The sequence below is a fragment of the Streptomyces cylindrosporus genome (genome assembly GCF_022698165.1).
In the GTDB taxonomy this organism is placed as follows: Bacteria; Actinomycetota; Actinomycetes; order Streptomycetales; family Streptomycetaceae; genus Streptomyces; species Streptomyces cylindrosporus.
Genome location: NZ_JALDAY010000034.1, coordinates 1 through 1413 on the forward strand (window position 1 = coordinate 1; position 1413 = coordinate 1413).

1 rRNA gene is annotated in these 1413 nt (G+C 56.6%); it reads right to left on the minus strand.

The annotated features are described in order from the left end of the window. Positions 1-22: 22 nt before the first annotated feature. A 23S ribosomal RNA gene (locus MQP27_RS50725) occupies positions 23-1413 on the minus strand; the annotation flags it as partial.

Below are 1413 nucleotides of genomic sequence, written 5' to 3' on the forward strand. Positions count from 1 at the left end.
AACACAGTGGACGCGAGCAACTGAGGACAAGCCCTCGGCCTATTAGTACCGGTCACCTCCACACCTCACGGTGCTTCCAGATCCGGCCTATCAACCCAGTCGTCTACTGGGAGCCTTACCCCATCAAGTGGGTGGGAGTCCTCATCTCGAAGCAGGCTTCCCGCTTAGATGCTTTCAGCGGTTATCCCTCCCGAACGTAGCCAACCAGCCATGCCCTTGGCAGAACAACTGGCACACCAGAGGTTCGTCCGTCCCGGTCCTCTCGTACTAGGGACAGCCCTTCTCAAGACTCCTACGCGCACAGCGGATAGGGACCGAACTGTCTCACGACGTTCTAAACCCAGCTCGCGTACCGCTTTAATGGGCGAACAGCCCAACCCTTGGGACCGACTCCAGCCCCAGGATGCGACGAGCCGACATCGAGGTGCCAAACCATCCCGTCGATATGGACTCTTGGGGAAGATCAGCCTGTTATCCCCGGGGTACCTTTTATCCGTTGAGCGACGGCGCTTCCACAAGCCACCGCCGGATCACTAGTCCCGACTTTCGTCCCTGCTCGACCCGTCGGTCTCACAGTCAAGCTCCCTTGTGCACTTACACTCAACACCTGATTGCCAACCAGGCTGAGGGAACCTTTGGGCGCCTCCGTTACCCTTTAGGAGGCAACCGCCCCAGTTAAACTACCCATCAGACACTGTCCCTGATCCGGATCACGGACCCAGGTTAGACATCCAGCACGACCAGACTGGTATTTCAACGACGACTCCACCCGAACTGGCGTCCGAGCTTCACAGTCTCCCAGCTATCCTACACAAGCCGAACCGAACACCAATATCAAACTGTAGTAAAGGTCCCGGGGTCTTTCCGTCCTGCTGCGCGAAACGAGCATCTTTACTCGTAGTGCAATTTCACCGGGCCTATGGTTGAGACAGTCGAGAAGTCGTTACGCCATTCGTGCAGGTCGGAACTTACCCGACAAGGAATTTCGCTACCTTAGGATGGTTATAGTTACCACCGCCGTTTACTGGCGCTTAAGTTCTCAGCTTCGCACGCCCGAAAGCGCACTAACCGGTCCCCTTAACGTTCCAGCACCGGGCAGGCGTCAGTCCGTATACATCGCCTTACGGCTTCGCACGGACCTGTGTTTTTAGTAAACAGTCGCTTCTCGCTGGTCTCTGCGGCCACCCCCAGCTCACACTGCAAGAGTGATCACCAGGTGTGGCCCCCCTTCTCCCGAAGTTACGGGGGCATTTTGCCGAGTTCCTTAACCATAGTTCACCCGAACGCCTCGGTATTCTCTACCTGACCACCTGAGTCGGTTTAGGGTACGGGCCGCCATGAAACTCGCTAGAGGCTTTTCTCGACAGCATAGGATCATCCACTTCACCACAATCGGCTCGGCATCAGGTCTCA